This window comes from Streptomyces sp. C36, from assembly GCF_040932295.1.
GTDB lineage: Bacteria > Actinomycetota > Actinomycetes > Streptomycetales > Streptomycetaceae > Streptomyces > Streptomyces triculaminicus.
In genome coordinates this window covers 223,215-248,301 of the sequence record NZ_JBFQGI010000006.1, presented here as the reverse complement: position 1 = coordinate 248,301, position 25,087 = coordinate 223,215, and the positions used below count along the sequence as shown (strand labels likewise).

Here is a 25,087-nt window from a genome sequence, read left to right as displayed (position 1 = left end):
CCCCGCCCGGCGGCCGGACGCCGCACGCGTGCGGCCGGATGGAGTACCGGCGGCGGGCGCCCGCCCGCGCGGTGTGCCAGCGTGACCAGGCGTGGACCACCCCCGGCCACGCGGCGAAGGAGAACGGGATGCGCGCCCTGACCTGGCACGGAAAGCGGGACGTCCGCGTCGATACCGTCCCCGACCCGCGCCTGGAACGGCCCACCGACGTCATCGTCCGCGTCACCTCCACCGGCATCTGCGGCTCGGACCTCCACCTCTACGAGCTGCTGGCCCCCTACCTCGATCCGGGCGACATCCTCGGCCACGAGCCGATGGGCGTCGTCGAGGAGGTGGGCCGGGAGGTCACCTCCCTCGCGCTCGGCGACCGGGTCGTCGTCCCGTTCAACATCTCCTGCGGCACCTGCTTCATGTGCGGCCGGGGCCTGCAGTCCCAGTGCGAGACCACCCAGGTCCACGAGCACGGCAAGGGAGCCGCCCTGTTCGGCTACAGCAAGCTCTACGGACAGGTGCCGGGCGGCCAGGCCGAGTTCCTGCGCGTGCCGTTCGGCGACACCCTGCCCGTCAAGGTGCCCCACGGCCCGCCCGACGAGCGGTTCGTCTACCTCTCCGACGTCCTGCCCACCGCCTGGCAGGCGGTGGAGTACGCCGCGATCCCCGAGGGCGGCACCGTGACCGTCCTGGGCCTGGGGCCCATCGGCGACATGGCCGCGCGGATCGCCCTGCACCGCGGCGCCGCCCGGGTCGTCGGCGTCGATCTGGTGCCCGAGCGACTGGCGCGGGCCGAGTCCCGCGGCGTGACCACGCTGGACGCCGGCGAACTGGGCGACGACCTCGTCGAGGCCGTCCGCGACCTCACCGACGGCCGGGGAACCGACGCCGTCATCGACGCCGTCGGCATGGAGGCCCACGGCGCGCCCGCCGCCCACGCCGCCCAGCGGGCCGTCGGCCTGCTGCCCGGCGCCCTGGCCCGCGCGCTCATGGAACGGGCCGGCGTGGACCGCATGTCCGCCCTGCTCACCGCGATCGAGGCGGTGCGCCGCGGCGGCACCGTCTCGGTCGTCGGGGTCTACGGCGGGATGACCGACCCGTTCCCGATGATGACCGTGTTCGACAAGCAGATCCAGCTGCGCATGGGCCAGGCCAACGTCCGGCGCTGGACCGACGCCCTCCTGCCGCTGCTCGCCGACGCCGACCCGCTGGGCGTGGAGGGCTTCGCCACCCACATCCTGCCGCTGGAGGAGGGCCCCCGGGCGTACCAGGCCTTCCAGGCCAAGGAGGACGGCATGATCAAGACGCTCCTGACCCCGTGAGGCGGACCCCGTGACGGCCTACGACGACATGACCACCGCGGCCCGCTCCCCGCACCCCCGAGCGGCCGTCTTCGACGTGGACGGCACCCTCGTCGACACCAACTACCTGCACGCCGTCAGCTGGTGGGAGGCCTTCCACCAGGCCGGCCACCGGGTCGCGATGACCGACATCCACCACACCGTGGGCATGAGCTCCGGCCGGCTGATGGACCGGCTGCTGGGCGAGGACCGCGACCGGGAGGGGGACGAGGCCCTCAGCGCCGCGCACAAGGCCGTCTACGCCACCTGGTTCGACCGGCTGCCGGCCTTCGAGGGCGCGGCCGCGCTGCTGCGCGCGCTCGCCGACCGGGACTGGCGCATCGTCCTGGCCACCTCCGCCGAGGGCTCCGAACTCCACGCACTGCGCCGCGCGATCGACGCCGACGACGCGATCCTCGCCGCCACCAGCGCCGACGACGTCGAGGCCGGCAAACCGGCCCCCGACCCCGTCCTCCGGGCGCTCGAACAGGCGGACGTACCGCCGCACGGGGCCCTGTTCGTCGGCGACACCGTCTGGGACGTCAAGGCCGCCCGCGCGGCGGGCGTGGACTGCGTCGCCCTGCTCTCCGGCGGCATCGGGCGGGCCGAACTCGAGGCCGCCGGGGCGGTCGCCGTCTACCGTGACCCCGCCGAGCTGCTCGCCGGCCTGGACGACAGCCCCTTCGCCCGCATGGAGTGACGCCGGGGGCGCGGGGCGTCAGCCGGGCAGGCGGTAGACGACCAGCGCCTCGTTCTCCTTCTCCAGCAGCAGGGAGCCGGGCGCGGGCGCCACCTCGCCGTCGAAGGCCAGATGGGTGCCGGGCGGGATGTCCTCGACGGACAGCCGCCGCACCCGCGCCGCCTTGAGCACCGGCGAGTGCTTGAGCGCCCCCGACAGGGCCGCCGCCAGCAGGCGCGTACGGGCCAGCCGGCCGCCCAGCAGCATCCGTACGTCCAGCACGCCGTCGGCCAGGTCGTGCCGGCGGACCGGGGTGGCCCCCAGCCCGCGGTAGGTGCAGTTGCCGACGAACAGCGCCCACAGCCGGCGCTCCCGGCCGTCGATCCGCAGCCGCGTCGGGCGCCCGGTGCGCAGCACGTGGACGGCGGCCGCGACGCCCGCGGGCCAGGCGCCGATCCGCGGGGCCCAGTGCTCCCGCACCCGCACCAGGTCGGGATACGCCCCGATGCTGAAGGTGTTGAGGAAGCGCGCCTCGCCGAAACGGCCCAGGTCGACGGCCACCGCCTCACCGGACTCCACCGCGCGGGCGGCGTCGGCGGCGGACTCGATGCCCAGGTCGTGGGCGAAGTGGTTGTACGTGCCGCCGGGCAGCACCGCCAGCGCGACGCCGTGCCGCGCGGCCGCGGCGGCCGCCGCGTTGACGCTGCCGTCCCCGCCGAAGATCCCCAGCGCCCCGCCGAGCCCGGCCGCGCGCCCGGCGGCCGACTCCAGCGCCTCGCACAGGTCGTCCTCCGGCCCCACCCCGACGAAATCGACGTCCGGCAGCTGCGTACGGATCTCCGGCTCCGGATCCGTACCGCCCGGCGCCCGCTGGCCGGAGGCGGCGTTGGCGACGACGACCAGGCCGCGGCCCCCCGGCAGCGCCGGCGCCTCCGCGCGCGGGCGGGCCGGCGGAGCCAGCTGGGAACGCGTCGGGACCAGCCCGCGCACGGCGTAGGCGGCGCCCACCCCCAGCAGCGCCCCCGCCAGCACGTCGCCCGGATAGTGCACGCCGGTGTAGACCCGCGAGAAGCACACGGACACGGCGAGCGGCGCCAGCGCCAGGCCCCACAGGGGGTTCTCCAGCGCGACGCCGGCCGCGAAGGCGGCGGCCGAGGCGGAGTGCCCGGACGGGAACGAGGTCGTGAACGGCTGGCGCGCCAGTCGCCGGATCACCGGAACCGTGTCCAGCACCGGGCGCACGCGCCGCACCGACCGCTTGCCCAGGGTGTTGACCGTCGCCGAGGCCACCGCCAGCGACGCCACCCCGCGCAGCGCGGCGCGCCGCGCGGGCCGCCCGCCCAGCAGCGCCGCGCCCGTGGCCACGCCGAACCACAGCATCCCGTGGTCGGCGCCGCGCGAGAGTCTCGGCAGCACCCGGTCGCCCCCCGGCCAGTGGCGCGTGGCCACCAGATCGAACAGGGACCGGTCCCAGGAGCTCAGCACGGTGCGCATGGGGCCCGGGTACCCGCATCCGGGGCGGACACGCCCACCGCGCCCCGGGTGGCGACGACCGCGCGCGCCAGCTCGGACAGCTTGCGGTTGCCGTGCTGCGAGGCCCGCCGCAGCACCTCGAAGGCGGCGTCGGCGTCGCAGTCCATGAGGTGCATGAGAATGCCGCAGGCCTGGTCGACCACCGTGCGCGAGCGCAGCGCCACGTCGAGCTGCTCCACCGCGGCGAGCGCCCGGCGGTAGCGCCGGTCCCGCGCGATCGTGTCCGTGAGCAGCTTGCCGAGGATCACCGACGGCCCCTCCGCGACGCCCTCCAGCCCGCCGGGGCGCAGGTGGTAGAGGGTGACCGTGACGGTGACCCCGTCCCGGCGGAAGGGGAAGGTGGTACTGGCCCGGATGCCCGTGCCCAGCGCGCTGGCCCGGTAGCACGGCCAGCGGCTGTCGTGCAGCAGATCGGCCGCGTGCACGGGCTCCTGGGTGCGCAGGGCCGTGGGGATCGGGCCGTCGTCCTCGCGCAGCTGTACGCAGACCAGTTCGGCCAGGTCCGGGTGGGTGGCGGCGGTGGGCGGTTCGTCGCCGCCGTCCCACACCGTGGTCGTCGCGCCGCAACTGCCCGGCACCAGGCGGGGGATGAGCTCGGTGAGCCGGGCGGTGCGCCGCCCCGACGGGACGGCGGCATCGTCGCCGAGCACGTCCGCGCCCTCCGACAGCGCACCGGCCTGGGGGTGTGCCATGTCGTCCATGGAGGGGCACCTGCCCGGGGCCCCGCCGGGGAAACGAACGCGGGCGCGGGAGCACTATCGTGACGTCATGGCCGGTGAGGACTGGGACGAACTCGGCGAGGACCTACGGGACTTCCGGGCGCGGATCGCGGAACTGGAAGGCGCGCGGGGCCTCGCGCCGGACCGTCGGGCGCCGGCGCTGGAGGCCGCGCTGATCGAGCTGCGGTACGCCGCCGACGTGCTGTGGCCGCACTACGAGGAGCGGGCGCGCCGGGCCGGGACGGGCACCGGCCCCGGCCGCCGCGAGGAACAGCTGCTGCGCCTGCTCTTCCAGCGGCTCCCCCTGCCCGTCGCCCTGCTCGACCGCGACGGCACCCTGCGGCGGCTGAACCAGGAGGCCGCCCGCCTGCTGGGCGTCGGCGCCGGCTATGCCGCCGGACGCCCCCTCGCGTCCTTCCTGCGGCCCGAGGACCGGGCCGCCCTGCGCACCCAGGCGGCCGCCGTCGCCCGCGGCGACGGGGCACGCAGCACCGAGGTGCGGCTGCCGGCGGCCGGCCCGGCACGGGACGAACGGCGCCGGATGACGCTGGTCGCCCTGCGCCCCCCGGGCGAGACCCGCAACGCCGTACTGGCCGTCTTCCAGGCTCCCGGACACCTCCCGGCCCCCCGGCCGCCCGTCGGCGACGGCACCGCGCCCGGCCCCGCGCGCCCCGCGCCGTCGGCGGCCGAACGGGAGACGCTGCTGCTGGACATCGCCGACGAGGCGGCGACCGCCCTGCTGACGGCCCGCACCGGCGGCCCCGAGGAGATCCTGCGGGCGGTGACCCGGGCGCTGCGCGCGACGGCCGCCGACTGGGCGGTCGCCGACCTGGTGGAGGACTCCGGGAGACTGCGGCGCTGCGCCGTGGCCGCTCCGCCGGGACACGAGGACGGCGCCGTCGCGGCGGCCCTGCGCGCCCAGGACCCGGCGGCCTGCCCGGTGGTGGCCGGGGCGGCGGTGGGAGGGGTGGTCACAGTGCGGGTGCGTCCGGAGGACGCCGACTGCCTGGGCCGGGACGGCGAGGACAACGCGCTGGTCACCCGGGCCGGGGTGGTCTCGCTGGCCTGTCTGCCGGTGCGCCGGCCGGAAGGCGCGGGCGGCGCGGGCGGCCCGGCGGTGGTGGCCGTGCTGACGCTCCTGCGTACCGCGGACGGGCCGGGGGGAGGAGCCGGGCCGTTCTCCATGGCCGAGGCGGGGGTGCTGGAGAGGGTCGCCCGGCACACGGGCCTCGCGCTGGGCGGCCCGCTCAGGCCTCCGCCGTGATCTCCTCGCGCAGCCGGGCGCAGCAGCGGCTGAGCAGGCGCGAGACGTGCATCTGCGAGATGCCCATGACCTCGGCGATCTGGCGCTGCGTCATGTCGCGGAAGAACCGCAGGTAGAGGATCTCCTGCTCGCGCCGGGGCAGCGACCTCAGCCGGGGCCCGGCCGCCACCCGGTCCACCACGACGTCCAGCCGGCCGTCCGGGCCGCCCAGCGAGTCCAGCAGCGCCTGGCCGTCGCCGCGGCGGGGCTCCGCCTCGAGCGAGAGCGTGGCGTAGCTGTCGATGGCCTCCAGTCCGGTCCGTACCTCCTCCTCGGTCAGCCCGGCGTGCTCGGCGATCTCACCGACGGTGGGGCCGGAGCCGTCGGGGCCCTTGGTCAGCTCGTTGCGGGCGCGGCGGACCCGGTTGCGCAGGTCCTGCACCCGGCGGGGCACATGGACGCCCCACATGTGGTCGCGGAAGTGGCGCTTGATCTCCCCCACGACCGTGGGCACGGCGAAGCCCGCGAACGCCGTCCCGCGGTCGGGGTCGTAGCGGTGCACGGCCTTGACCAGGCCGAGCGCCGCGACCTGGTGCAGGTCCTCGGCGGACTCGCCGCGGTTGCGGAACTGCACGGCCAGGCGATCGGCCATCGGCAGCCAGGCGGTGACGACCTGGCGGCGCAGCTCGTCCTGTTCGGGGCCCTTGGGCAGGCGGGCGATGCGGCGGAACGCGGCCGCGGTGTCGGGGGCGTCGTCGTGGGGGTGTCGGGAAGGGCGCATGGCGGTGACTCGTCTCCTCGGGGGATCGGGTCTCCCGGGCCGGCGGCTCGCCTCGCGCGGACGCCGGGGCAGCGCCGCACGGCCAGGGCGGGGAGTCCTGTTCTCGCGGCGTGCCTCCGGTCCGAAGCACACGGGGCGGCTGCCCGTGCGGCGACCGCCCAAACCCCGTCGGCCGTCCCACCCCCGCCACGGCCTCCCGACGCCCCCGGGCCGCGCGGGTCAGCGGCCGGGTTCCGCACGGCCGGCGCCGGCCGGCGCCGCACGCGGATCCCGTTCCCTCATCAGGTCGCCCAGGCTCACCAGCCCCACGGGCCGGCCGTCCTCGACCACCGGCAGCCGCCGCACCGCGTGCCGCCGCATCAGCGCGGCCGCCCGCTCCGCGGGCTCGAGCGGACCGATCACCACCGGGTCCGGGGTGCACACCGAACCGGCGCTCAGCGAGAGCGGATCCACCCCGTCGGCGACGGCGCGCACGGTGATGTCCCGGTCGGTGATCAGGCCCACCACCGTGTCACCGCAGGCCACCACCACGTCCCCGACGTCCTGGTCGCGCATCATCTGGGCGACCTCGGCCAGCGAGGCCTCGGTCCACACCGTGGTGACGCCCGCCGTCATCACGTCCTTGACCAGTCGTGTCATCGTCATCCTCTTCATGCGTCGGTCGGTCGGGCGCGTGCCGGGTACCCCGCGTCGCCGGGCCGACACCGGGTCCGCGGCGTCCGCCGAGCGGCGCCGGCCGCCGTGCCGGGGGACACTTGGCGGACAGCGAAGGAGGTGGTTCCGTGGCCCGCTCGTCCCATGACCGCCTGGCAGGCCGCGCGGCGCTGGTGACCGGCTCGTCCCGGGGCCTGGGCCTGCTCATCGCCCGGGAACTGGCCCGCCGGGGGTGCTCGGTGCTGCTGTGCGCCCGCGACGAGGAGGAACTCGCCTCCGCGGCGGAGATGCTGCGCGGCGAAGCCGCCCCCGTCACCTACCTGGCCTGCGACGTCACCGACAAGCACGCCCCGCAGCGGCTCGTCGCCGCCGCCCACGAGGCCTTCGGCGGCCTGGACATCCTCGTCAACAACGCCGGGGTCATCCAGGTGGGCCCGCTGTCCGCCATGACCGAGGCCGACTTCCGCGACGCCATGGAGACGATGTACTTCGCCCCGCTGCGCCTGGTCCTGGCCGCGGCGCCCGCCCTGCGCGAGCGCGGCGACGGCCGGATCGTCAACATCAGCTCCATCGGCGGCCGCGTGGCCGCCCCGCACCTGCTGCCGTACGTCGGCGCCAAGTTCGCCGCCGCCGGGCTCTCCGAGGGGCTGCGCGCGGAACTGGCGGCGGAGGGCATCAGCGTGACCACCGTCCTGCCGGGCCTGATGCGCACGGGATCCCACACGGCCGCACGCTTCAGCGGCCGGCCCTCCAGGGAGTACGCCTGGTTCGCCGTCGCGGCGGGGCTGCCCGGGCTGTCGATGGACGCCGAGCGGGCGGCGCGCGCCGTCGTCCGGGCCGCCGAGCACCGCCGGCCCGAGCTGGTGCTCACCCCCGTCGCCAAGGCCGCGGTCCGGCTGCACGGCGTCGCCCCGGCGACCACCACCCGCGCCCTGACGCTGGGCGCCCGGCTGCTGCCCGCCGCCGGCGAGGCGCCCCGCCGCAACGTACCCGGGCGCGTCGCCGCCCGGGGCGCCCACTCCACGGCCCTGCACCGTCTCACCCGGCTCAACGACCGCGCCGCCCGCCGCTTCAACCAGCAGCCGTCCTGAACCGGCCGGGGGCCGTCCGGGCCGCGCCCGGTCGGCGGTTTCCGGTTGCCCGCCGGGGGAACGCGGGTGAGCCTGGGGAGGCGAGCGGCGCCGTGCCGCCGAGTCCTCCCCCTCCGGATGACCCCACGCGGAAGGAAGTGCGCGCGTGTCCGCCCACCACCAGTCGCATCAGCGGGGGAACCCCGCCCCCAAGGACGCCAAGGACGAGCAGCTGGCACGCTTCCGTGCCGCCCCCGAGAGCGACGCCCTCACCACCGACCAGGGCGTACGGGTCGACGACACCGACAACGCGCTGCGGTCCGGAACGCGCGGCCCCACGCTGCTCGAGGACTTCCACAACCGCGAGAAGATCACCCACTTCGACCACGAGCGGATTCCCGAGCGGGTCGTCCACGCCCGGGGCGCGGGCGCCTACGGCTATTTCGAGCCGTACGAGTCGCTGAGCGAGCACACCTGCGCCGACTTCCTCGCCGAGGCCGGCCGCCGCACGCCCGTGTTCGTCCGCTTCTCCACCGTCCAGGGCCCGCGCGGCTCCGCGGACACGGTGCGCGACGTGCGCGGCTTCGCCACCAAGTTCTATACGCGCGAGGGCAATTACGACCTCGTCGGCAACAACATCCCGGTGTTCTTCATCCAGGACGCCATCAAGTTCCCCGACTTCGTCCACGCGGTGAAGATGGAGCCGGACAACGAGATGCCCACCGGCGGCACCGCGCACGACACCTTCTGGGACTTCGCCTCCCTGCAGCCGGAGACCACCCACATGCTCATGTGGGCGATGTCCGACCGGGCCATCCCGCGCAGCTTCCGGATGATGCAGGGCTTCGGAGTGCACACCTTCCGCTTCGTCACCGCCGACGGCCGCGGCACGTTCGTGAAGTTCCACTGGAAGCCGAAGCTGGGCGTCCACTCCCAGGTCTGGGACGAGGCGCAGATCACCGCCGGACGCGACCCCGACTACCACCGGCGGGACCTGTGGGAGGCCATCGAGGCCGGCGAGTACCCCGAGTGGGAGCTCGGCGTGCAGCTCGTACCGGAGTCCGACGAGTTCTCCTTCGACTTCGATCTGCTCGACGCCACGAAGATCATCCCCGAGGAGCAGGTGCCGGTGCGCCCCATCGGCCGGCTCGTCCTCGACCGCAACCCGCAGAACTTCTTCGCCGAGACCGAACAGGTCGCCTTCCACACCGCGAACGTCGTGCCCGGCATCGACTTCACCAACGACCCGCTGCTCCAGGGCCGCAACTTCTCCTACCTCGACACCCAGCTGATCCGCCTCGGCGGCCCCAACTTCAGTCAGATCCCGGTCAACCGCCCCCTCGCGGACGTCCACCACAACCACCGCGACGGCTTCGGCCAGCAGGTCATCCACCCGGGCACCAACTACTTCCCCAACTCCCTGGGCGGCGGCTGTCCGGCGCACGCCGGTGCCGGCGGCGGCGCGGGCGTCTTCCGGCACTACGCCGAGCGCGTCGACGGGGAGAAGATCCGGGTGCGCAGCGAGAGCTTCCAGGACCACTACAGCCAGGCGGCCCTGTTCTGGAACAGCATGTCGGACTGGGAGCGGCGCCACATCGTCGAGGCCTTCCGCTTCGAGCTCGGCAAGGTCGGCTCCACCGAGGTGCGCGAGCGCATGGTCGGCAATCTGGCCAACGTCAACGGCGACCTCGCCAAGTCGGTCGCCGAGGGCGTCGGCCTGCCGGCCCCGCAACCGGTCGCCGGCGTCCCCTCGGCCACCTCTCCCGCCCTCAGCCAGGAGAACCTCCTCGGCTCCGGCATCCGCACCCGCAAGGTCGCGGTGCTGGCCGCCGAGGGCACCGACGCCGGGCAGGTGACGGCCGTCCGCGAGCGCCTGGCCGCCGACGGCGTGATCGTCGAGGTGCTGGCCGCCAGGGGCGGCAGCGTCCGGGGCGCCGACGGCGGCAGCCTGAAGGTGGACCGCGCGCTGCCCACCATGGCCTCGGTCCTCTACGACGCCGTGCTGGTCGCCGACGGCAAGGAGGCGGTGTCCGCGCTGGCCGCCGACCCCGCGGCCGTACGGTTCGTGGAGGAGGCCTACCGCCACGGCAAGCCGCTGGCCGCCCTCGGCGAGGGCACCCGGCTGCTCACCGAGGCCAAGGTGCCCGAAGCCGTCGTCCTGGGCGAGTCGGCGCCCGACCACGGCGTCCTGACCGGCAACGGCACCGCCACGGCGGACGACGTCGCCGGCGCCCTGGCCGCCGCCCTGGCGCGACACCGCTTCCCCCACCGTCCCGGCCTGCTCAACTGACGGGCGTGACCACCCCGCGCCGCACGGCGCCGCCGACGAGGTGCGCGGGCGGGACCGCGGCGGGAGACTGGACCGTGAGGGGGTACACGGCATGGGAGCGGCACGGGCCCGGGAGCGATGCGCCCGCCCGTTCCCGACAACACGATCACCTCTCTTCGAAAGGCAGTGCTACGGCATGAGTGCCAAGGACAAGGCCAAGGCGAAGGCCGAGCAGGCCAAGGGCAAGCTCAAGGAGACGACCGGCCGGGTCACCGGCGACAAGGGGTTGGAGACCGAGGGCCGCGTGGAGAAGACGAAGGGACACCTGCACGACACGGTGGAGAATCTCCGGCAGAACGTCAAGAAGAAGCACCACCAGTAGCGACGCGCGTACGGTACGGCAGTGACCCGGACAGCGGGGTCACTGCCGTACCCCATGCGCGAGCCCTGCGGACGGAAGGCAGAGGGAACAAGCCCCTCATGGACCCGGAGAACGTCATCGACGAACTCTTCCTGCTGCGGCCGGAGGAGTTCACCGCCGCCCGCGACCGGTGGGCCGCCCAGGCCCGCCGGGACGGCGACCTCGAGCTGGCCCGGCGGCTGAAGGCGCTGCGCCGCCCGACGCTGCCGGCCTGGGTGAGCAACCTCCTGGTGCGCGCCCGCCCGGACGAGGCCGAGGCGCTGCTGGGGCTCGGCGAGGCGCTGCGCGCCGCCCACCGCGACCTCGACGGCGGACGGCTGCGCGAGCTGGGCCGCCGGCAGCGCGCCCTGGTGGTCTCGCTGTCCGCGCAGGCGAGCCGGCTCGCCGAGGAGGCAGGGCACCCCGTGGGCGAGGACGTACGGCGCGAGGTCGAGGAGACGCTGCACACGGTCCTGGCGGACCCCGGCGCGGCACAGGAGTGGGCCACGGGCCGGCTGACCAGGCCGCCCGCCCCGGCGACCGGCTTCCCCGGGCTCGCCTCCGACGCGGCGGAGCGGCTCGCGGCACCGCCGGCGCCCACGGTGTCCGCGGCGTACGGGCCGTCGCGCGAGCGGGGCCCCGGGGCGCGCGTCACCGACCTGGCCGCCGAGCGCGCCCGCCGGGCCCGGCGCGGCGAGGAACTCGACCTCGCCCGGCGGCAGGCGCGCGAGGCCAGGAAGGAGTCGCACAGCCGCGAGGAGGAACTGGGCCGCGCCCGTGAGGAGGCGGACCGGGCGGAGAAGGCCGAGCGGGACGCCCAGCGGCAGCTGGAGGAGCTGGCCGCCGAACTCGCCGACGCCGAGGACCGCCGGCGCGCCGCCCACGAACGGGTGCGGGAGATCCAGGGCCGCGTCCGCGCCGCGGAGCGCGCCTGGCGCTCGGCCCGCCGCGCGGCCGAGGCCGCCGAGGCGGACGCCGAGCGCCTCACCTGACGGCGCGCCTCACCTCACGGCTCCCGGGGGCCCGGGGCGGGTACGAGGAGCGGCACGAAGGAGCACGCGAAAGGCCGCCGGGCTCACGCCCGGCGGCCTCGGACCGTGCGGGGGATCTCACCATCGGTACCAGCGACCGCGGCTTCCGCCACCGTCGGCGGAACGCATGACGAAGCCGAGCAGCCACACCACGAGCACGGCCACCGCGACCCACCACAGGACCTTGACGGCGAATCCGGCCCCGAAAAGGATCAGGGCGAGCAGGAGAACGAGAAGAAGAGGAACCATGGGATATCAACCTCCGATCGACCGGCTGCCCCGCAATCGGCCCTTCAATCCGGGGGTTTGGAAATTCATCGCCGTGGTAGCCGGAGAACAAGGCCCCAAGACCGATACCGAGGCCCCATGACTGATCCGAAGAAATCCACGGAACCCAAGAAGACTTCATCCCCCGAGCCCGGAGAACCGGCCCTTACGGCACCTCAGGTCCTGCGCGCGGCCCATGAACAGTTCGCGGAACTGACCGGACTGCGCCCGGAAGGCATATCCCGTTTCGAACGGACCGAAGAGGGCTGGGAGTTGGAGGCCGAGGTGGTCGAGATCGCCCGCGTCCCCGAGACGATGAGCGTGATGGCGCTCTACGAGGTGACCCTCGACACCGACGGCCTGCTCACCGGCTACCGCCGCGTCCGGCGCTACGAACGCGGCAGGACCAATTCCCGCTGAGACCCGGACATGTGCCGGGCCGGAACCGGCCGTCGGGGGCGAGGGGAAGCTGTCCGAGATGAGCGTTGTCCCGATGGAACAGGGCGGCGGCGCAGGCGGCACCAGCGGCCTGTACGACGTCCTGGAACTCGTCCTCGATCGCGGACTGGTGATCGACGCGTTCGTGCGTGTCTCCCTGGTCGGCATCGAAATCCTGAAGATCGACGTGCGGGTCGTCGTCGCCAGCGTCGACACCTATCTGCGCTTCGCCGAGGCGTGCAACCGCCTCGACCTGGAGGCCGGCCCGCACCGGAGCGCCGGACTGCCCGACATCGTCGGGCAGATGACCGAGAGCGGGGCCCGCGGCAAGACCAAGGGCGCCCTCTCCGGAGCCGCGCAGACCGTGCAGGACGCGGTCCGCACGGTGCGCGGCAAGGACACCGAGAGCAGTGGCGCCACCGCCTCCCGCAAGAAGAAGGAGGAGGACCAGTGACCACCTACGTCTACGGCATCGCACACCTGGGCCGCGGCCCGCTGCCCGAGAACCTCACCGGGATCGGCGACCCGCCGCTGCCCGTGCGCCTGGTCACCCACGACGACCTGGCCGCGGTGGTCAGCGACTGCCCCGAGCGGCTGCGGCCCAAGCGGCGCGACCTGCTGGCCCACCAGAACGTCGTCACCGAGGTCGGCCGTCGCGCCCCCCTCCTGCCCATGCGCTTCGGCAGCCTCTCCGACAGCGACGACCGCGTCCGCGACGTCCTGGACGAGCACGCGGACCGCTACCGCGAACAGCTGGCGAGGCTGAGCGGCCGCGTCGAGTACAACATCAAGGCCGTCCACCGCGAGGACGCCGTCCTGCACCTCGTCCTCGCCGAGAACACCGGCCTGCGCAGCCTGGCCGCGGCCAACCAGGCCGACGGCGGCGGCTCGTACGAACAACGGCTGCGCTTCGGCGAGCTGGTCGCCCAGGGGGTGCGCGAGCGCGAGGGCCGTGACGCCGAGCTGGTGCGCGAGGCGCTGGCACCGCTGGCGGAACGGGAGCGGACCGGACCGGAGAACTCCGGCTGCTTCCTCAACGTCTCCTACCTCATCGAGGAGGCCGCCGCCCGGCGCCTGCTGGACGAGGTCCGCCGGCTCGAGAAGACGCACCCCCAGTTGGAGCTGACCGTCCACGGCCCGCTGCCGCCCTACAGCTTCGTCGAATGATCGGCTTCGTCGGCTGGGTGCTGCGCCGGGTGGTGGCGGAGGCGGAGCGGCTGTACTACGACCCGGCCGTGGTGCGCGGCGAACTCAAGGCGCTGGAGGAGAGCAGGGCGGCGGGCCGCATCGACGACGAGGAGTTCGACCGGCTCGAGGACGCCCTGCTCGACCGCCTGGAGCGCACGCCCCGGCCGGCCGGCGGAAGCGGGGCGACATGAACGAGCGCAGGGCGCCGGTCCCCTCCGAGGGACCGGCCGATCTCGCCGACATCCTTGAACGGGTGCTCGACAAGGGCATCGTCATCGCGGGGGACATCCGCGTCGACCTGCTCGACATCGAGCTCCTCACCATCCGGCTGCGACTGATCGTCGTCTCCGTCGACAAGGCGAAGGAGATGGGGATCGACTGGTGGGAGAGCGACCCCTCGCTCTCCTCCCACGCCCGCCGCGAGGAACTGGCCGAGGGTACCGGCGCCGGTGCCGACGTCGGGCGACTGGCGGCGCGCGTCGCCGAACTGGAGAAACGAGCCGGGCAGGAGGGATCCGGGTGAACCCCACACATACGCGCTACCTGTACGCCTACGCCGTCGTCCGCGCCTCCGACGCCGTCGCCGGGGCCCTGGAGACCGTCACCGGCGTCGCCGACGGGCCCGTACGCGCCGTGCGCCACCGGGACCTCATGGTCCTGGCCGGGCCGGTGCCCGCGACGGACCACGACGAACAGCGGCTGGCCGAACACCTGGAGGACCTCGACTGGCTGGAGCGGACCGCCCGCGCCCACCAGAGGGTGATCGGCGCGGCCGCCGCCGTGGCCCCGAGCGTCCTGCCGCTGCGCCTGGCGACGGTCTTCCATGACGAGGAGGGCGTCCGCACGATGCTCGGCGCCCGCCACGAGCAGCTGCTCGCGGCCCTCGACCGGCTGGACGGCCGTACCGAATGGGGCGTCAAGGTCCACGCCCTGGGCACGGCCCGGCCGCCGGGGGCGGCCGCCGCGCCACGCGAGGACACCCCGCGCGCCGCCGCGTCCGGCCGCGACTACCTCCGCCGCCGCGCCGCCGAACGGCACGCGGCCCAGGAGGGAGCACGGCGCGAGGACGAGATCGCGCGCGGCATCCACACCACCCTCGCCGCCCTCGCTCAGGAGACCCGCCTCCACCCGCCGCAGAACCCCCGCCTCTCCGGCCAGGCGGGCCGCAACGTCCTCAACGCCGCCTACCTCGTACGGCGCGAGGACGGCCCCCGCTTCACCTCGGCCGTCGCCCGCCTGGCCGAACGCGCCCCGTGCGACGGGATGCGCGTGGACCTGACCGGCCCCTGGGCCCCCTACTCCTTCGCCGGGACCCACGCCTCCCCGGAGTCCCCGTGACCGGCCACGCCGTCCCCGCCGAACGCGGCCCCGCCCTGGTCGACCTGCTCGACCGGCTCCTGGCGGGCGGCGTCGTGATCGCCGGCGACCTCACCCTGCGGATCGCCGACGTCGACCTCGTCCGCATCGACCTGCACGCCCTCATCAGCTCCGTCGACGCCATCGTGCCCGCCCCCCGGGAGGTGGGGACATGACGCGCCGCGTGGAACTGGACCGGGACACCGCCGAGCGCGACCTGGCCCGGCTGGTGCTCACCGTCGTGGAACTGCTGCGGCAGCTGATGGAGCGCCAGGCGCTGCGCCGCGCCGAGGCGGGCGACCTCACCGAGGAGCAGGAGGAGCGGATCGGCCGCACCCTCATGGCGCTCGCGGAGCGCATGGAGGAGCTGTGCGCCCTGCACGGCCTGCGCCCGGAGGACCTCAACCTCGACCTCGGACCGCTCGGAACGCTGCTGTGACCCCGGGCCGGCGGCCGGTTCCGCCCCCCCGGTGCGACGCTCAGCCGTCCCCGCCGGCGATGCCCCGCAGGCTGCGCGGCGGGCCGACCGGCGGCGCGGACAGCACCCCGGCGTGCCGCAGGGACAGATCCAGTACCAGGTCCCACCGGGCGTCGATGGCCGCGGCGGAGGCCCGCTCGTCGGCCAGGTGCTCGGCGACCAGGCGGGCGGTCTCCTCGTCGCCCGCGCGCCGGGCCAGATGCCCCAGCATCTCGTAGCCGGCGACCGCGAGGTGGATCAGGACGTAGGCGTCGCGGGCGTGCTTGCCCGCGTGGTCGCCGCGCGCCCCGGCCAGCAGGGCCTCGCCGATCGCGGCGGTGGCCAGCCCCGCGTCCTTGACCGCCGACGGCCGGTCGGCGTGGGCGGCCAGGCGCTCCTCGAGGGCGATGATGTGCCGTCGGGTCAGGGATCGGTGGTGCTCCAGCGGCTCGCGCAGCTCCGGCGCGCCGGCCGTGGCGATCAACGCCCCGAGGGCGGTGTCCATCAGCCGCTCCAGCGCGTGGGCGTCCCGCAGGTGGGTGACGAACACGTCGTCGACGGTGGGGTGGCTCATGGTGCGCGTCCTTCGGGATGCGTGCTTCGGGCTACATGGTTTCCATCTTGATGTAGCGCACCGCGTCGGGGGCGCTGGCGACGATCGCCGTGACGACCGCCGCGGCGATGACGCCTACGGCGATGCGTACCACGACCGCCGGGATGAAGATCCCGTTTCTCATGTCGGTCACCTCCTCGGCACAGCGGGCGACGCCGTGGCCGCCGCGGCGGACTCCAGGCGGCGGCGGGGGGCGGCGAGCAGATCGCTCGTCAGGGACAGCAGCAGCGGGACGGCCCGGCCGACCGCCGCCCGTACGGGCTCGCTGAGCCCGAAGGCCACGTCGGGCTCGTCTCCGCGCATCCGGATCAGCGGCTCGCAGCCGAGCACCACCAGGCGGGGCAGGGGCACGCCCTCCTCGCGCGCCAGCTCCCGGGCCAGCGCGAGCACCTTCACCGGATCCATGCCATGGGCCTCCGGCGCGGCCACCGGCCCCGGTCCCGCGGCGTCGGCGGCGTCCGGGCCGTCCTCCGCGTCGATGACGTAGAGGGTGCCGGGCTCGCCGCCGCGCGGCGCCGCGTCGACGAGCACCGCCGCGTCGTAGCCGTCCAGCAGCCGGTAGGCCAGGTCCATGCCGCGGATGCCGAAGTCGGCCAGGTGGGCGCCGGGCGGCAGCGGGTGGCCGCGCAGGGCGGCCACGACCTCGGGCCCGAAGGCGTCGTCGGCGAGGAAGACGTTGCCGATACCCGCGAGGAGCACGCGGTGCGCCGCCCCGGCGGGAGCGTCCCCGACGGGCTCGACCTCCTCGGGCGAGAAGAAGAAGCGGTGTCCGAGGCCGGTCGCGAAGTCGCGTCCCATGTCGCCGTGCAGCGTGACGACCAGCTGCACCCGGCCCTCGAGGTCCTCCTCCACCGCCTCCACCTCGGCGGTCCGCCCGGCCAGCGCCAGGTCGAGGACGTCCGCGCCCCCGCCGGGCCGCAGCCGGACCCTGCTGCCGCGGCCGAGCCGCACCCCGTCCACCAGCACCGTGCCGCCCGTCGTCATCGCTCCTCCTCCAGGGACCGGACGGCGGGGGCGAACCTCCGGATCGTGCCGTGCAGGGCCATCAGGTCGTCGGGGGACAGGGCGGCGCAGCGGTCGAGGATCTCGCGCGCCCGGGGGTCGCCGGCGCGGGCCTCCTCCCGCTCGTGCGGCGCGAGGGCGAGCACGTTGAGGATCAGGAGCTGGTCGATCTCGCCGCCGTCGAAGAGGTCGCCGGGGCTCTCCGGGGCGACGGCCGGGAAGTCCTCGAGTGTGACGGGCGAGGCCAGCACGGCCTGGGACCGCTGCCGGTCCCCGCCCCGCGGGCCGTCGTACCCGGCCACCAGCGCGGGCCAGGTGCCGTCGTTGCGGCAGGCGCCGGCCGCCTCCCGCAGCGCGGCGGGCGGGTCGGCGAGCGAGACGAACGCCCCGGGTCCCTCGCAGCCGAGCACCAGGTGGGTGGAGACCAACGCGTACGGGGCCAGCTCGTCGCGGGCGGTGCGCGGGTCGCCACCGGGCTCCGGGCAGGGGGTGGTGTTGCGGACGACGACGCCGATCCGCCGTACGCCGTCCGCCACGGGGACGGCCTCCAGGGTCACGGTGCCGGACAGCGGCCGGCGGGTGCGGACCAGGAACCCGGCCGGGCGTCCGTCGTCGCCGGGCAGCGGCTCCTCGTCCGTGACCGCCGGCGCGCCGACCTCGGTGTGCCGGTGGCCGTCGGCGGGCGACCAGGGCGGCAGGGCCCACTCGTGCTCGGTTGCCTCCTGCCACGTCAGATGGCGCCGGCCGGCGACCGTGAGGGAGTCCACCGGCTCCCTGCCCCCGTCCGCGCGCATCCGGTGCACCTGCCGCTCGAGGACGTGCAGGAACCGCACCCGCACGGTCAGCCGCGTCTCGTCGGCCGCCTCGAGCAGCACCTCGGCGCGCACCATGTCCCGTTCCCCGCAGGACCGTGCCCGGGTCTGCGGGAAGACGCCGCCGAAGGTCCAGCGCCGGGTGTTCTTCAGCGCCGACCTGCGGTACGGCCACAGCAGGTAGCCCTCGTACAGGCAGGTGCGGGCGATCTTCTCGACGGCCTCGCCGACGCCGGCGGCGCTCATCGCGCCGCTCCTTCGAGCAGGGTGCGCACCGTCTCGTCCCAGTCGGTCAGCGCGTGCCGGGCGCGGTAGGCGCCGAGCCGGGCGTGGGTGTCCTGCGAGACCCGCAGCCAGCTCAGCCCGCCGAAGTACCGGCCCGTCAGGGCGTGCCACTGGGCGGCGGGCAGCCGGTAGGCGCACTCCCGGGCCCAGGAGATCTGCGAGGTCCGCAGCCGTCCCGCGGCGTCGGTGTGGAAGACGGTGCCGCTGAAGAGGAAGTCCAGCGGCACGTCGGCGTCCCGTACGGCCTCGAAGTAGGCGGTGACGGCCAGTTCGCACTCGCGGGTGCAGGGCACCGGCAGGTCGACGGCCGTGGTGTCGTCGAAGGGCGGCAGGACGGTGGTCAGCCGGGCCCAGGTCAGCGGGCGCATGCCGGTGGCCCACTGCTCGGGCTGGCCGAACAGCCGGGCCAGCGCGAGCCGTTCCTCCTCCCGGTAGCGGCGGCGCTCCACCGCGATGCGTACGTCCGTCGTCAGGCTGACCGAGCGGACCGGCCCGCCGCCGGTCCGGGTCACGGCCAGTCGGAACGCCAGGGTCGGCACGGCCGCGTGCTCCAGGGGCCGGGCGCCGGTGACGGCGAAGGACAGGTCGGCGATGTCCGCGTCGTGCGGTGCGGGCGCGCTCACGCGGGCGAGAGGTTGGGCATGCCGGGCAGGATCGGGTTCTTCGGCCCCGGATTGATGCCGGTCGACCTGCGGGAGGAGGACCGGTCGTCGCGCTGGTGGCCGGGCTGCCGCTTGTGGACGCCCTGGTGGTTGCCCTGGCGCACGCCGGGGACGTGCGCGGCCTTGTCGGGGCGCACCTCGGGCTTGCCCACCCTGATGCCGTTCTGCTGCGTCATGTCGCCTCCCATGGATCGTCGGGGGCCGGCGCGGACGGCACCGGCTCCGCGAAGAACGAGGCGATCCGGGACCATGCCTCCCGGCCGCCGGTCAGGCCCTTCCAGTGTGCGCGGACCACCGCCACCAGGCGATAGCAGTCGTCCAGTGGGACGATCCAGTGCTCGTGCGGCTCCAGGGCCCGGTTGACCAGCAGCGCCTCGACGTCGTCGGCCGGCCGCGCGGACCCCGGCAGGGCGCTGGCGAGCTCGGCCCAGACGTCCGGGTCCACGGTGGAGCGCACGGCTCCCAGCGGGCTCGGGTAGCTCACGGCGGTCCGCCCCGAGGTGCCGTCGCGGACGAAGAACGCCAGCCCCACCGGCACGCCGAGCGCCGCCCAGAGCAGGTCGTCGATCCGGTGGCCCGCCAGGCGGATCCGGCGGGTGGGCAGCAGCCGGTAGTGCCTGCCGCCCGCCTCCCGGTGATCGAACAACAGTGCGCAGGCGCGGCAGGAGCACAGCGCGGCGCCGTCCGCGAGGTCCAGCAGGTGCCGGTGCCCGGCCGGCACCGGCTCCGCGCACAGGTCGCACCGCTCCGGCGCGGCGGCGGCCGGGGCGGGAGCGGGGGAGGGGCGGACGGCCAGCTCCCGCAGCCGTCGCGCCGCGACGGGGACGGCCGTCACGTCCCGCTCGCCGTGCCGGTGCGGAAGAGGGAGTCGACCGGGATCAGCGCGCTGGGCGCCGACTCCGTCACCTCCACCCGCTCGATCTCCGGCGCCGCCCAGGTCACCGCGGCGCGGACGTCCTCCTCGGCCCGCTCCGCGCGGGAACCGCAGCCGCCCGCCGTCAGCCGGACCCGGGCCCTCCGTCCCTCGATCGCGACGAGCTCCGCCCCGTGCAGCGGGACCAGCGCGCGCCGCACCCGTGCCTCGGCGGGCTCGGGGTGCAGATCGTGCACCAGCAGGAGGTGGCCGACGAGCTCGTCGGCGACGAGGGCGTCGCGGGCGGGGCCGGCGGTGTGCTCCAGGACGCGCGCCAGGCACTCGCCGTACAGCTCGACGACGGCGTGCAGGGCATCCGCGACCTGTTCGCGGACGGCCTCCTCGGGCAGGGCCGCGAGCGAGGACAGCAGCGCCTCGGCGTGCGCGACGTGGTCGCGGGTCTCATCATCGTTCCAGGTCATCGCGGGTCTCTCCGGTCAGGCCAGGGCGCCGAAGGTGGGCGAGTGGCTCTGCCGCACCGTGCGCCCGCCGCCGAGGTACATGTGGACGCCGCAGGGCAGGCAGGGGTCGAAGCTGCGGACGGTGCGCATGATGTCGATGCCCTTGAAGTTCTCCGGGCCGTTCTCCTCGAAGAGCGTCATGCCCTGCACCGCGTCCTCGTACGGGCCGGGGGTGCCGTAGTGGTCACGGGGGCTGGCGTTCCAGGGGGTGGGCGGGTAGGGGTGATAGTTGGCGATCTTGCCGTCGCGGATGACGAGGTGGTGGGAGAGCACCCCGCGCACGGCCTCGTGGAAGCCGGCGCCGATGGCCTCCTTGGGGACCTTGAAGTCCTGGAAGACCTTGGTGTGCCCGGCCCGTACCTCCTCCAGCGCGCGCTCGACGAAGTACAGGGCCATGCCGGCCGCGTAGGCGACGAAGTACATCCGGGCCCGGTCGCGTTCGATGGTGTTGGGGAAGGGCGGGGGCTTCCACTCGAGCCGCAGCTCGGGGGTCGAGGGGGTCTTCGGCAGGTCGATCTCGACGCTGTGGCCGGTGGAGCGGACGTAGGGGGTGCGCACCTTGCCGGCCAGGGCGGTGGTCCACAGGCGGGCGAGCGGGCCGCCGCCGGTGTCGAGGGCGAGATGGTCGCCGGTGCGCTGGTCGTACCAGCGCGGGCTCATCACCCAGCTGTAGTTGCCGCCGTCCAGGTCGCGCTTCTGCGGCTTGGGCAGCGTGGTCTGGTTCCAGGGGTGGCGCTGGTCGACGGGGTTGCCGAGCGGATCCTTGTCGACGTAGGTCTCCTCGCCGGTCCAGTCCTCGTAGTACGAGCTGCCGAGCAGCACCCGCAGGCCCAGGTTGATGTCGACGAGGTCGGTGGTGACCAGCTTGTTGTCGACGACGATCCCGGGGGTGACGAACATGGCGTTCCCCCAGGTGTTCATGTTCCGGTAGTCGTAGTCGACGACCTCGGGGTCCTGGAAGCAGCCCCAGCAGCCGAGCAGGGTGCGCCGCCGGCCGACCTCCTCGTAGCCGGGCAGGGCCTCGTAGAAGAAGTCGAAGACGTCGTCGTTGAGGGCCACCCCGCGCTTGATGAAGTCCAGGCAGCGGGTGAGGCGCACGAGGTAGTCGGTGAAGACCTGGGGGGTGGCGACGGTGCCGACGCCGCCGGGGTAGAGCGTCGAGGGGTGGACGTGGCGCCCCTCCATCAGGCAGCACATCTCCCGGGTCAGCCGGCTCATGCGCAGCGCTTCCTTGTAGACCTCGCCCTCGAAGGGGTTGAAGGCGCGCATGATGTCCGCGATCGTCCGGTAGCCGTGGACGTCGCCGCGCGGGGCGGGGGTGCGCTCGGCGCGTTCGAGGACGCCGGGGTTGGTCTCCTTGACCATGCGTTCGCAGAAGTCGACGAAGACCAGGTTGTCCTGGAAGAGGGTGTGGTCGAACATGAACTCGGCCGCCTCGCCGAGGTTGATGATCCAGTCGGCGAGCGGCGGCGGCTTGACGCCGTAGGCCATGTTCTGGGCGTAGACCGAGCAGGTGGCGTGGTTGTCGCCGCAGATCCCGCAGATCCGGCTGGTGATGAAGTGGGCGTCCCGGGGGTCCTTGCCCTTCATGAAGACGCTGTAGCCGCGGAAGATCGACGAGGTGCTGCGGCACTCGACGACCTTCCGGGCCGGAAAGTCGATCTTCGTGTAGATGCCCAGATTGCCGATGATCCGGGTGATGGGGTCGAACGCGACCTCGGTGAGGTCGCTCCGTGCCGCGTCGGGGTCCTGGGCGGTCGCCACTGATCGGTTCCTCTCGTGGTTCCTGGTGCGGCCGGCCCGGTCAGTCCCGGCCGTGCCAGCGCGGCTCGTATCCGCTGGTCAGCGTCTCCCCGGGGTGCCGCCAGCGGGGCTCGCGGTTGGCGCTGGTGTTGGTGAGGGAGCGCAGGGTGCGGACGAACGGCCCGTAGACGCTCATCAGGGCCGAGGACAGGGAGCCGCCGGGCGGCTCGTCCATGAAGGGCATGAACTTGTCGGGGAAGCCCGGCATGGTGCATCCGATGCAGATGCCGCCGACGTTCGGGCAGCCCCCCACGCCGTCCATCCAGCCCCGCTTGGTGACGTTGCAGTTGACCACCGGCCCCCAGCAGCCGATCTTCACCTGGCACTTGGGGGAGTTGTAGTCCTTGGCGAAGTCGCCCTGCTCGTAGTACGCGGCCCGGTCGCAGCCCTCGTGCACGGTCTTGCCGAACAGCCAGGTCGGGCGCAGCTGTTCGTCCAGCGGGATGACCGGGGCCAGCCCCGCCGCCTGGTGCAGCACCCACAGCAGGGTCTCCATGAAGTTGTCCGGCTGGACCGGGCAGCCGGGCACGTTGACCACGGGCAGGCCGCCGGCCGAACGGAAGTCCTTGCCGAGGTAGTCGACCAGCCCCATGCAGCCGGTGGGGTTGCCCGCCATGGCGTGGATCCCCCCGTAGGCGGCGCAGGTGCCGATCGCGACCACCGCCCACGCCCGGTGGGCCAGGCGGTCGAGCCAGGCGTTGAGGGTGATCGGCTCGCCGGTCTCCGGGTCGTTGCCCATCGCGGACCAGTAGCCCTCGCCGCTGATGTTCTCGTTGGGGATCGACCCCTCGACGACGAGGATGAACGGCTCCAGTTCGCCGCGGGCCGCCTGGTGGAAGGCGGCCATGAAGTCGTCGCCGGTCTCGTAGGCCAGCACCTTGTTGTGCAGATGGACCTTGGGAAGTCCCGGGATGGCGCCGAAGAGGACGTCCTCCAGGCTCGGCAGGGAGGCGGCCGTCACCGAGACCGTGTCGCCGTCGCAGCTCATGCCCTCGGAGGTCCAGAGGATGTGAACCTCCTCGAAGCCCGGTGTCATCGACTCGAAGCCCATCGGCGGTGTCCCTTCGGTGCCCTGAGGTGCCCGAGCCTAAAATTCGCATACCGCTTCTTTTCCGGCAATGTGCATATCCTGCCGGGGGAGCCGCGACAGCGCGTCGAACCGCTCCGCCGTGTCGCCCGGCGGCCGCTTGCGCACGAACGCCGACCGCAGCGCGTGATACGGCGCGTCGGGCGAGAAGAACACCGCGCGCATGCGCTCCAGCTCCTCCGCCCGGTAGGCCGCCAGCGGCTTGAGGGACTCGTCCCGCTCCCGCGCGGCCTTCTTCACCGCGATCCTCAGGTGCACGTCGCATTCACCGATGAGGTCCGCCGCCATCCGGGTGACCGCCCCCGCGAACTCCTGCGCCGGACCCGGCACGACGCGGTCCACCAGCCCCAGCGCCCGGGCGCGGGCCGCGCTCACCGGCGCCGCCTCCGCCATCAGCGTCGCGGCCCGGGCCGCGCCCACCCGCCGGGGCAGCGTGTACGTCCAGTACTCCGAGCCGTACAGGCCCATCAGCCGGTAGTGCGGATTGACGACCGTGCCCGCCCGGCACCACACCTCGTCCGCCGCCAGCGCCAGCATCGCCCCGCCCGCCGCCGCGTTGCCCGCCACCGCCGCGACGACGAGCCGGTCGGTGGTGGTCAGCACCGCCTCGACCAGGTCGTCCATCGCGTTGATGTTCGCCCAGGACTCCTCGGCCGGGTCGGCCGCCGCCTCGATGACGTTCAGATCGATGCCGTTGGAGAAGAAGTCCCGCTCGCCGCCGAGCACGATCACCGACGTCGGCCGGCGGCACGCGAACCGGTAGGCGTTGAGCAGCCGCCGGCACTGCACCGCGCTCATCGCCCCGCCGGGGAAGCGGAACCGTACGAAGCCCACCTCGCCGCGCTCGGTGTAGCGGATGTCGCTCCAGGTCTCCCGGTGCGCCGGGAGTTCCAGCGGAGCCGGTACGTCCGGCACGGCGGGCAGCGCGTCGCCCAGCGCCGTCACGGCCGGCAGCTTGATGCCGCGCGGTCCGTCCCCCGAGCGGCAGCGCCGCAGCTGGGGAATCCACACCGCGCCGTCGGCCGTCGCCCGGCAGATCGCGCCCGCCCGCGTCGCCAGCACCGCCCCCGGCCTGCCCCGCAGCCGGTCCTCGCCGTGCCCGCCGTGCAGGAACCACTCGCCGCCCAGCAGCTCGTCGCGCACCCCGGGCTGCGAGTCGGCCGCGCGCAGCGTGCGCAGCACCGACTCCGTGGGCTGCGCGGCCCAGTCGATCCGCCGCTCGCCCTGCGGCAGCCAGGGGCGCGTCCGTACCGGGAACCCCGTCTGCGCCCTGGGCGTCCACGACCGCGACGCGAACCGCTCCACCGCCAGCAACAGCGCCGCGACGGCGGCGTCCGCCACCTCGCCGCGGTACAGCTCGCTCTTGGTCACCCCCGGAGGCACGGCGAAGCCCGCCGACGCCCACACCGGCCCGGCGTCCAGCTCCTCCTCCGCCTGGAGCACCGTGACGCCCCAGCGGACCTCGCCGTCCGTCAGGGCCCGGTCCAGCGAGGCCGGCCCCCGGTCGCCGGGCGGCCCGGGATGGACGATCAGACAGGTGTGGCGCGAGAAGACCTCCCGGGGGATCGCGGTCGTGAGCATCGGGGCCACGACCAGCTCCGGCCGGTGCCGGCGGACGGCCGCGCACAGCGACGGCGCTCCGTCCACCACGGCCACGGACGTGGTGTGGCCCCGGTCGCCGAGCTCGGCGAAGACCCGCTGGGCGAGGCTGTTGAAAGCGCTGGCGACGACAAGGATGCGCATGGCGACGGCCCTCCTGGTGCGCGGGAGCACGACGGCCCGAGGTCGGCGCCGTCCGTGACCGATCGTCACCGAAGCGCGCCGCCGGGACGGGCGGCGCCGCGCGCGGGACGCCGTGATTGCGCTACGCGGGCGAATACCGGTGCCCGCCCGGCCGCTCGGGCCGTGGCGGGCGGCCGGGCCGCGCCCCCGCCGGGTCACTGTGGGACGCGTACCGCCCCGCCGAGGGGCGCGCACCCACGAGCACGTACCCACGAGCACGTACCCACGAGCACGTACCCACGAGCACGTAC

30 protein-coding genes and 1 pseudogene are annotated in these 25,087 nt (G+C 74.5%); 15 read left to right on the top strand and 16 right to left on the bottom strand.

All coding sequences use genetic code 11. From position 1 onward, the window contains the following. Positions 1–128 precede the first annotated feature (128 nt). A complete protein-coding gene (locus AB4K12_RS20285) occupies positions 129–1,313 on the top strand; it encodes a zinc-dependent alcohol dehydrogenase (RefSeq protein ID WP_368435697.1) in 1,185 nt (394 codons plus the stop codon). Positions 1,314–1,341: 28 nt separating this feature from the next. Continuing rightward, complete coding sequence (locus tag AB4K12_RS20280; protein WP_368435696.1) at positions 1,342–2,031, top strand: HAD family hydrolase; 690 nt, start codon at positions 1,342–1,344, stop codon at positions 2,029–2,031. An 18-nt stretch (positions 2,032–2,049) separates the two neighbouring features. Here AB4K12_RS20280 and AB4K12_RS20275 read toward each other — a convergent pair whose 3' ends face one another. Further along, positions 2,050–3,504 (bottom strand): bifunctional phosphatase PAP2/diacylglycerol kinase family protein, encoded by a 1,455-nt coding sequence (locus tag AB4K12_RS20275; RefSeq protein ID WP_368435515.1) that lies wholly within the window; start codon positions 3,502–3,504, stop codon positions 2,050–2,052. Beyond that, positions 3,489–4,244, bottom strand: coding sequence for a GAF and ANTAR domain-containing protein (locus AB4K12_RS20270; protein WP_368435514.1), 756 nt, complete (start codon positions 4,242–4,244; stop codon positions 3,489–3,491). The genes AB4K12_RS20275 and AB4K12_RS20270 overlap by 16 nt, the downstream gene beginning before the upstream one ends. Positions 4,245–4,311: 67 nt before the next feature. On the opposite strand from AB4K12_RS20270, the gene AB4K12_RS20265 reads away from it, so the two are divergent. Next, positions 4,312–5,526 (top strand): PAS domain-containing protein, encoded by a 1,215-nt coding sequence (locus AB4K12_RS20265; protein ID WP_368435513.1) that lies wholly within the window; start codon positions 4,312–4,314, stop codon positions 5,524–5,526. Here AB4K12_RS20265 and AB4K12_RS20260 read toward each other — a convergent pair. Continuing rightward, positions 5,510–6,286, bottom strand: coding sequence for a SigB/SigF/SigG family RNA polymerase sigma factor (locus tag AB4K12_RS20260; protein ID WP_368435512.1), 777 nt, complete (start codon positions 6,284–6,286; stop codon positions 5,510–5,512). The genes AB4K12_RS20265 and AB4K12_RS20260 overlap by 17 nt on opposite strands. Positions 6,287–6,505: 219 nt before the next feature. Beyond that, on the bottom strand, positions 6,506–6,931 hold the full coding sequence (locus AB4K12_RS20255; protein WP_362260557.1) for a CBS domain-containing protein: 426 nt from the start codon (positions 6,929–6,931) through the stop codon (positions 6,506–6,508). 137 nt (positions 6,932–7,068) lie between these two features. Between AB4K12_RS20255 and AB4K12_RS20250 the strand changes: the two genes are divergently transcribed. The 4 genes from AB4K12_RS20250 (at position 7,069) to AB4K12_RS20235 (ending at position 11,671) form a co-directional block, all read left to right on the top strand. Beyond that, positions 7,069–8,031 carry an SDR family NAD(P)-dependent oxidoreductase gene (locus AB4K12_RS20250; RefSeq protein ID WP_368435511.1) on the top strand — a complete coding sequence of 321 codons (963 nt, stop codon included), beginning with the start codon at positions 7,069–7,071 and terminating at the stop codon, positions 8,029–8,031. Between the two features lie 211 nt (positions 8,032–8,242). Continuing rightward, positions 8,243–10,300: a catalase gene (locus AB4K12_RS20245; protein WP_368435695.1), complete on the top strand. Its 2,058-nt coding sequence runs from the start codon at positions 8,243–8,245 to the stop codon at positions 10,298–10,300. A 175-nt stretch (positions 10,301–10,475) separates the two neighbouring features. Beyond that, positions 10,476–10,661: a CsbD family protein gene (locus AB4K12_RS20240; RefSeq protein ID WP_368435510.1), complete on the top strand. Its 186-nt coding sequence runs from the start codon at positions 10,476–10,478 to the stop codon at positions 10,659–10,661. A 98-nt stretch (positions 10,662–10,759) separates the two neighbouring features. Continuing rightward, positions 10,760–11,671 carry a hypothetical protein gene (locus tag AB4K12_RS20235; protein ID WP_368435509.1) on the top strand — a complete coding sequence of 304 codons (912 nt, stop codon included), beginning with the start codon at positions 10,760–10,762 and terminating at the stop codon, positions 11,669–11,671. A 117-nt stretch (positions 11,672–11,788) separates the two neighbouring features. On the opposite strand, the gene AB4K12_RS20230 is transcribed toward AB4K12_RS20235, so the two are convergent. Further along, on the bottom strand, positions 11,789–11,959 hold the full coding sequence (locus AB4K12_RS20230) for a hydrophobic protein (RefSeq protein ID WP_368435508.1): 171 nt from the start codon (positions 11,957–11,959) through the stop codon (positions 11,789–11,791). Positions 11,960–12,076: 117 nt separating this feature from the next. Between AB4K12_RS20230 and AB4K12_RS20225 the strand changes: the two genes are divergently transcribed. From AB4K12_RS20225 to AB4K12_RS20190, 8 genes and pseudogenes are all read left to right on the top strand, one after another. After that, positions 12,077–12,397: a gas vesicle protein gene (locus AB4K12_RS20225; protein ID WP_368435507.1), complete on the top strand. Its 321-nt coding sequence runs from the start codon at positions 12,077–12,079 to the stop codon at positions 12,395–12,397. A gap of 58 nt (positions 12,398–12,455) precedes the next feature. After that, positions 12,456–12,869 (top strand): gas vesicle structural protein GvpA, encoded by a 414-nt coding sequence (locus tag AB4K12_RS20220; protein ID WP_368435506.1) that lies wholly within the window; start codon positions 12,456–12,458, stop codon positions 12,867–12,869. Further along, on the top strand, positions 12,866–13,582 hold the full coding sequence (locus AB4K12_RS20215; protein ID WP_368435505.1) for a GvpL/GvpF family gas vesicle protein: 717 nt from the start codon (positions 12,866–12,868) through the stop codon (positions 13,580–13,582). The genes AB4K12_RS20220 and AB4K12_RS20215 overlap by 4 nt, the downstream gene beginning before the upstream one ends. Then, positions 13,579–13,794 (top strand): gas vesicle protein GvpG, encoded by a 216-nt coding sequence (locus tag AB4K12_RS20210; RefSeq protein WP_368435504.1) that lies wholly within the window; start codon positions 13,579–13,581, stop codon positions 13,792–13,794. The genes AB4K12_RS20215 and AB4K12_RS20210 overlap by 4 nt, the downstream gene beginning before the upstream one ends. After that, on the top strand, positions 13,791–14,126 hold the full coding sequence (locus tag AB4K12_RS20205; protein ID WP_368435503.1) for a gas vesicle protein: 336 nt from the start codon (positions 13,791–13,793) through the stop codon (positions 14,124–14,126). Before AB4K12_RS20210 ends, AB4K12_RS20205 begins: the two co-directional genes overlap by 4 nt. Continuing rightward, positions 14,123–14,941, top strand: a complete 819-nt coding sequence (locus AB4K12_RS20200; RefSeq protein ID WP_368435502.1) for a GvpL/GvpF family gas vesicle protein — start codon at positions 14,123–14,125, stop codon at positions 14,939–14,941. Before AB4K12_RS20205 ends, AB4K12_RS20200 begins: the two co-directional genes overlap by 4 nt. After that, entirely contained in the window at positions 14,938–15,135 is a 198-nt protein-coding gene (locus tag AB4K12_RS20195; RefSeq protein ID WP_368435501.1) for a gas vesicle protein, read from the top strand. Before AB4K12_RS20200 ends, AB4K12_RS20195 begins: the two co-directional genes overlap by 4 nt. Positions 15,136–15,137: 2 nt before the next feature. Continuing rightward, positions 15,138–15,398: pseudogene (locus AB4K12_RS20190) on the top strand (gas vesicle protein K); the annotation flags it as partial. Between the two features lie 40 nt (positions 15,399–15,438). Here the strand turns inward: AB4K12_RS20190 and AB4K12_RS20185 are convergent. From AB4K12_RS20185 to AB4K12_RS20135, 11 genes are read right to left on the bottom strand one after another with little or no spacing between them, the layout of a single operon-like run. Then, positions 15,439–15,990: a ferritin-like domain-containing protein gene (locus tag AB4K12_RS20185; protein WP_368435500.1), complete on the bottom strand. Its 552-nt coding sequence runs from the start codon at positions 15,988–15,990 to the stop codon at positions 15,439–15,441. A 31-nt stretch (positions 15,991–16,021) separates the two neighbouring features. After that, positions 16,022–16,153: a hypothetical protein gene (locus AB4K12_RS20180; RefSeq protein WP_278186390.1), complete on the bottom strand. Its 132-nt coding sequence runs from the start codon at positions 16,151–16,153 to the stop codon at positions 16,022–16,024. Positions 16,154–16,158: 5 nt separating this feature from the next. Next, the gene (locus AB4K12_RS20175; protein WP_368435499.1) at positions 16,159–17,013 is read right to left on the bottom strand and encodes a hydrogenase maturation protease; all 855 of its coding nucleotides are present in this window, start codon (positions 17,011–17,013) and stop codon (positions 16,159–16,161) included. Beyond that, on the bottom strand, positions 17,010–18,089 hold the full coding sequence (locus AB4K12_RS20170; RefSeq protein WP_368435498.1) for a hypothetical protein: 1,080 nt from the start codon (positions 18,087–18,089) through the stop codon (positions 17,010–17,012). The genes AB4K12_RS20175 and AB4K12_RS20170 overlap by 4 nt, the downstream gene beginning before the upstream one ends. Beyond that, the gene (locus AB4K12_RS20165; protein ID WP_368435497.1) at positions 18,086–18,751 is read right to left on the bottom strand and encodes a DUF6084 family protein; all 666 of its coding nucleotides are present in this window, start codon (positions 18,749–18,751) and stop codon (positions 18,086–18,088) included. Before AB4K12_RS20165 ends, AB4K12_RS20170 begins: the two co-directional genes overlap by 4 nt. Next, positions 18,748–18,966 carry a hypothetical protein gene (locus AB4K12_RS20160; RefSeq protein ID WP_368435496.1) on the bottom strand — a complete coding sequence of 73 codons (219 nt, stop codon included), beginning with the start codon at positions 18,964–18,966 and terminating at the stop codon, positions 18,748–18,750. The genes AB4K12_RS20165 and AB4K12_RS20160 overlap by 4 nt, the downstream gene beginning before the upstream one ends. Then, positions 18,963–19,625, bottom strand: a complete 663-nt coding sequence (locus tag AB4K12_RS20155) for a DUF5947 family protein (protein ID WP_368435495.1) — start codon at positions 19,623–19,625, stop codon at positions 18,963–18,965. Before AB4K12_RS20155 ends, AB4K12_RS20160 begins: the two co-directional genes overlap by 4 nt. Next, positions 19,622–20,125, bottom strand: coding sequence for a NifU family protein (locus tag AB4K12_RS20150; protein WP_368435494.1), 504 nt, complete (start codon positions 20,123–20,125; stop codon positions 19,622–19,624). The genes AB4K12_RS20155 and AB4K12_RS20150 overlap by 4 nt, the downstream gene beginning before the upstream one ends. A 15-nt stretch (positions 20,126–20,140) precedes the next feature. Further along, positions 20,141–21,928, bottom strand: coding sequence for a nickel-dependent hydrogenase large subunit (locus AB4K12_RS20145; RefSeq protein ID WP_368435493.1), 1,788 nt, complete (start codon positions 21,926–21,928; stop codon positions 20,141–20,143). Between the two features lie 40 nt (positions 21,929–21,968). Next, positions 21,969–23,018 (bottom strand): hydrogenase expression protein HypE, encoded by a 1,050-nt coding sequence (locus AB4K12_RS20140; RefSeq protein WP_368435492.1) that lies wholly within the window; start codon positions 23,016–23,018, stop codon positions 21,969–21,971. A 36-nt stretch (positions 23,019–23,054) separates the two neighbouring features. Beyond that, positions 23,055–24,797, bottom strand: a complete 1,743-nt coding sequence (locus AB4K12_RS20135; RefSeq protein WP_368435491.1) for an enoyl-CoA hydratase-related protein — start codon at positions 24,795–24,797, stop codon at positions 23,055–23,057. Between the last annotated feature and the right edge of the window lie 290 nt (positions 24,798–25,087).

Excerpts from the sequence above, each read along its gene's own strand:
- AB4K12_RS20135 (WP_368435491.1), bottom strand. The coding sequence starts at position 24,797 with ATGCGCATCCTTGTCGTCGCCAGCGCTTTCAACAGCCTCGCCCAGCGG.
- AB4K12_RS20235 (WP_368435509.1), top strand. The coding sequence starts at position 10,760 with ATGGACCCGGAGAACGTCATCGACGAACTCTTCCTGCTGCGGCCGGAG.
- AB4K12_RS20160 (WP_368435496.1), bottom strand. The coding sequence starts at position 18,966 with ATGACGCAGCAGAACGGCATCAGGGTGGGCAAGCCCGAGGTGCGCCCC.
- AB4K12_RS20285 (WP_368435697.1), top strand. The coding sequence starts at position 129 with ATGCGCGCCCTGACCTGGCACGGAAAGCGGGACGTCCGCGTCGATACC.
- AB4K12_RS20225 (WP_368435507.1), top strand. The coding sequence starts at position 12,077 with ATGACTGATCCGAAGAAATCCACGGAACCCAAGAAGACTTCATCCCCC.
- AB4K12_RS20220 (WP_368435506.1), top strand. The coding sequence starts at position 12,456 with ATGAGCGTTGTCCCGATGGAACAGGGCGGCGGCGCAGGCGGCACCAGC.
- AB4K12_RS20205 (WP_368435503.1), top strand. The coding sequence starts at position 13,791 with ATGAACGAGCGCAGGGCGCCGGTCCCCTCCGAGGGACCGGCCGATCTC.
- AB4K12_RS20275 (WP_368435515.1), bottom strand. The coding sequence starts at position 3,504 with ATGCGCACCGTGCTGAGCTCCTGGGACCGGTCCCTGTTCGATCTGGTG.
- AB4K12_RS20185 (WP_368435500.1), bottom strand. The coding sequence starts at position 15,990 with ATGAGCCACCCCACCGTCGACGACGTGTTCGTCACCCACCTGCGGGAC.
- AB4K12_RS20140 (WP_368435492.1), bottom strand. The coding sequence starts at position 23,018 with ATGGGCTTCGAGTCGATGACACCGGGCTTCGAGGAGGTTCACATCCTC.
- AB4K12_RS20230 (WP_368435508.1), bottom strand. The coding sequence starts at position 11,959 with ATGGTTCCTCTTCTTCTCGTTCTCCTGCTCGCCCTGATCCTTTTCGGG.
- AB4K12_RS20150 (WP_368435494.1), bottom strand. The coding sequence starts at position 20,125 with ATGACCTGGAACGATGATGAGACCCGCGACCACGTCGCGCACGCCGAG.
- AB4K12_RS20240 (WP_368435510.1), top strand. The coding sequence starts at position 10,476 with ATGAGTGCCAAGGACAAGGCCAAGGCGAAGGCCGAGCAGGCCAAGGGC.
- AB4K12_RS20280 (WP_368435696.1), top strand. The coding sequence starts at position 1,342 with ATGACCACCGCGGCCCGCTCCCCGCACCCCCGAGCGGCCGTCTTCGAC.
- AB4K12_RS20270 (WP_368435514.1), bottom strand. The coding sequence starts at position 4,244 with ATGGACGACATGGCACACCCCCAGGCCGGTGCGCTGTCGGAGGGCGCG.
- AB4K12_RS20255 (WP_362260557.1), bottom strand. The coding sequence starts at position 6,931 with ATGACGATGACACGACTGGTCAAGGACGTGATGACGGCGGGCGTCACC.
- AB4K12_RS20170 (WP_368435498.1), bottom strand. The coding sequence starts at position 18,089 with ATGAGCGCCGCCGGCGTCGGCGAGGCCGTCGAGAAGATCGCCCGCACC.
- AB4K12_RS20260 (WP_368435512.1), bottom strand. The coding sequence starts at position 6,286 with ATGCGCCCTTCCCGACACCCCCACGACGACGCCCCCGACACCGCGGCC.
- AB4K12_RS20175 (WP_368435499.1), bottom strand. The coding sequence starts at position 17,013 with ATGACGACGGGCGGCACGGTGCTGGTGGACGGGGTGCGGCTCGGCCGC.
- AB4K12_RS20265 (WP_368435513.1), top strand. The coding sequence starts at position 4,312 with ATGGCCGGTGAGGACTGGGACGAACTCGGCGAGGACCTACGGGACTTC.
- AB4K12_RS20180 (WP_278186390.1), bottom strand. The coding sequence starts at position 16,153 with ATGAGAAACGGGATCTTCATCCCGGCGGTCGTGGTACGCATCGCCGTA.
- AB4K12_RS20210 (WP_368435504.1), top strand. The coding sequence starts at position 13,579 with ATGATCGGCTTCGTCGGCTGGGTGCTGCGCCGGGTGGTGGCGGAGGCG.